Raw genomic sequence first — 3540 nt, 5'->3', positions numbered from 1 at the left:
AGCCAGCAAGAGCCGCAAGATACTGGTGAGCTGTCTGGCGTTCGATGGAGGCAAATCCGGCATTTCGGCTTATATAGTGTCCACTGTGAGGCAGATATTGAAAATGCACGAAGTATACCTGTTGATCCATCCTTCGGATATTGAACACTTCCCTCTTAGGGATCCGCGTCTGCACTTCATCGAAATAGCTGAGTGGATAAAGAAACCGATTATCTCGATGTTGTGGCATCTATACATATTGCCATGGTGGCCATCGCTCAAGCGATATGACCTAATCTTTCTGCCCGCTGCTAACCGACGCCTGTTTTGCCGCTACAACAACAAAACCATTGTTACTTTCCATGATCTCGCGCAATATCACGTTCGAGGAAAGTACGATCCGTTACGCAGCTTCTACATAAAACACATCGTGCCCTACTATCTTCATAAAGCCCCACGAATCTATGCCATCAGTGAAAGTACCAAATATGATCTGAGGCGCTTTTACGGAATCCCGGGCAACCGCATTCACGTGAATTACAACGGCTATGAACCCGCTAAGCTGGATAGCCCGGCCTCAGCGGAAGAACTTCAAGACAAATATGCAATAAAAGGGAAATTCATCCTTTATATCGCTCGCGTTGAGCATCCCGGAAAGAACCATCTGAACTTACTGAAAGCATACGAGAAACTACCGGATGCCATCAAATGCGATTATTCATTGGTTCTGGCTGGATCGATGTGGAATGGCGCGGATGTAGTAAAACGTTTTTGGCAGAATATGCCGGATAGGGACAGGATCATCTTCTGCGGATTTGTGAGTGGACAGGATCTGGCAGGATTGTATAAACACGCTTCGCTGTATGTGTTCCCTTCTTTGTATGAAGGCTTTGGTATTCCTATGTTGGAAGCGTTTGCATCGGGAGTTCCTGTTGTGTGCTCCAACGTATCATCGCTCCCGGAGATTGGCAAAAACGCTGTATTGACCTTTAATCCACGACGCCCCAAAGAGATTGCCAATGCCATGCAAAGCGTTTTACAGAGCCCGGTGTTGGCTGATGAACTGAAGGCAAAGGCCTACAAGAGATTGGACGCGTTTAGTTGGGAGCGTCACGTCAAGCGTTTGCTGGAAACTCTAAAATAGAAACCTTACACTACTCCCGCACGGATAAGATCGTGCATATGCAGGATACCGATCGCCTTACCTTGGTCATCCTGTACCGGCAGCATGGTTATCGAGTACTGCTCCATCAAGGCAAGAGCGCTAACTGCCAACACATCAGCAAAGCTATGTTTGGGACTGGCTGTCATACATTCCACCGCTTTATGCCGCAGAAGCTCGTCGCCCTTATGCTGCAATTGCCGGCGCAGATCTCCATCAGTGATGATTCCTGTCATATCGCCATTTTCATTCTCTACAACTGTGCAACCGAGTTTTTTACCGGTCATCTCCAGGATGGCATCGCGCATCAAAGTATCTTCACGCACTCTGGGTAAGGCATCTCCACTATGCATCAGGTCCTTTACCTTCAATAGCAGCCGTTTACCGATGGCACCGCCCGGATGAAAACGGGCAAAATCGTTAAGTGAAAAATTGCGATCTTTCAACAAAGCGATAGCCAGCGCGTCTCCCAATGCCAAAGCAACAGTGGTGCTGGAAGTGGGCACCATCCCCAGAGGTTCCAAATCCGAATCTACTCTGGTACAGAGCACTGCATCGGAGGCTTTCGCCAATTGTGAATCCGGATTACCGGTGAGGCTGATCAGCGGGATGCCGATGAATTTGATGAAAGGTATGATCGCCAGTATTTCTGAAGTACTACCACTGTTTGATACAGCCATTACCACGTCCTGAGCGTTGAGCATACCCAAATCCCCATGAATGCCTTCAGCGGCGTGCAGGAATATGGAGCTTGTGCCTGTGCTGGCGAGGGTTGCAGATATCTTGCGGGCGATAATTCCCGCTTTGCCGATTCCCGTTACCACCACCTTGCCTTTGCAATCTATGAGATAAGTAAATGCTTTTTCTACTTCTGCTTTATCGAGCTCCTCCGCCATCGTGGTGATGGCGGAAGCCTCTTTCAATAGTTCCTCTCTGATGCTCTCAAAGATACTCATAACTCGTGCTTGATCTTGGCCAACGCTGTGGGGAAATCCATTGATCCCAAATCTCCCTGTGTGTGACGCCGCAGAGTAACGCTGCCTTCTTCGGCCTCTCTTTTGCCTACGATGCACATAAAGGGGATTTTCTTTAGCTCAGCATCCCGGATCTTGTAGCCAATCTTCTCACTGCGACTGTCCACTTCACAGCGTAAGCCTTCTTCCAGTAGCTTGCTTTGCAAATCTTTGGCATAGTCCAATTGCGCGTCGGTGATGGGAAGTATCATCATTTGCACCGGGGCGAGCCACAGCGGAAGATTTCCGCCATGATACTCCAGCAGAGTGGCAAAGAAACGCTCCACAGAGCCCAGAACAGCCCTGTGAATCATATAAGGGCGATGAGCTTGATTATCCGCTCCGATATACTGCATATCAAATCGTTCCGGCAGGTTAAAATCAAACTGGATGGTGGTGCATTGCCAGGCTCTGCCGATGGCGTCTTTGATCTTGATATCGATCTTGGGACCGTAAAAAGCTCCGCCGCCTTCATCCACGCTGAAATCCAAATTGAGCTTGTTTAATGAAGCTTTCAAACTCTGGGTGGCCATCTCCCAATCCGCGTCTTCGCCCACTGCCGCTTCTGGCTTTGTGGAAAGATAGATCATGAATTCCTTGAAGCCAAAGCTTTTCAGCATATCCAGTGAGAATACAATCAACTTTTCCACTTCATCGCTCACTTGATCCGGAGTACAGATGATGTGCGCGTCGTCTTGAGTAAAACCGCGAACCCGCATCAAACCGTGCAATACGCCGCTGCGTTCATAGCGGTATACTGTACCCAATTCTGCCAGTCGAACCGGAAGTTCCCTATAGCTGTGATGGCTGGCGTTGTATATGCTGAGGTGGAAAGGACAGTTCATCGGCTTGATGTAATAATCCTGAGATTCCACATCCATTTTGGAATACATGTTCTCTTTATAGAATCCCAAGTGTCCGCTGGTTTCCCACAGATTGCTACGCCCCACGTGCGGAGAATAGACCAGCTTGTAGCCATTTCTTAGATGCGCGTCTTTCCAGTACGCTTCGATCAAATGCCTGATCATCGCGCCATTGGGATGCCACAACACCAGTCCGGCGCCAACTTCATCGCTGATGGAAAATAGATCGAGGTCTTTGCCCAGCTTGCGATGATCGCGTTTGGCGGCTTCTTCCAAAAAGTTCAAATACTCTTTGAGTTCCTTGTTTGTAGGGAAGCTGATGCCATAGATGCGTTTGAGCATCTTATTCTTTTCGTCGCCCCGCCAGTATGCACCGGAGCTTTTCAGAAGCTTCACGGCCTTTATCTTGCCGGTGGAGCTGATATGCGGTCCGCGGCAGAGATCTATAAAATCCCCCTGAGTATAGGTGCTTATCACTTGATCTTCTGGGATTTCGCTAAGGATCTCGATCTTATACATCTCG

The 3540-nt window shown here is 48.6% G+C and carries 3 protein-coding genes; 1 reads left to right on the top strand and 2 read right to left on the bottom strand.

Going from position 1 to position 3540, the window contains the following annotated elements:
- On the top strand, positions 1-1123 hold a 1123-nt coding region (locus RBR29_RS11155; protein ID WP_320349305.1), incomplete at its 5' end, for a glycosyltransferase family 1 protein.
- Positions 1124-1128: 5 nt separating this feature from the next.
- On the opposite strand, the gene RBR29_RS11150 is transcribed toward RBR29_RS11155, so the two are convergent.
- Both RBR29_RS11150 and thrS read right to left on the bottom strand, forming a co-directional pair.
- Positions 1129-2097, bottom strand: coding sequence for a KpsF/GutQ family sugar-phosphate isomerase (locus RBR29_RS11150; RefSeq protein WP_320349304.1), 969 nt, complete (start codon positions 2095-2097; stop codon positions 1129-1131).
- On the bottom strand, positions 2094-3540 hold a 1447-nt coding region (gene thrS / locus RBR29_RS11145), incomplete at its 5' end, for a threonine--tRNA ligase (protein WP_320349303.1). The genes RBR29_RS11150 and thrS, both read right to left, overlap by 4 nt.

This window comes from Castellaniella sp. (assembly GCF_034007085.1).
Taxonomy (GTDB): domain Bacteria; phylum Pseudomonadota; class Gammaproteobacteria; order Burkholderiales; family Burkholderiaceae_B; genus Castellaniella.
This window is presented reverse-complemented; position numbering and strand designations above follow the sequence as displayed.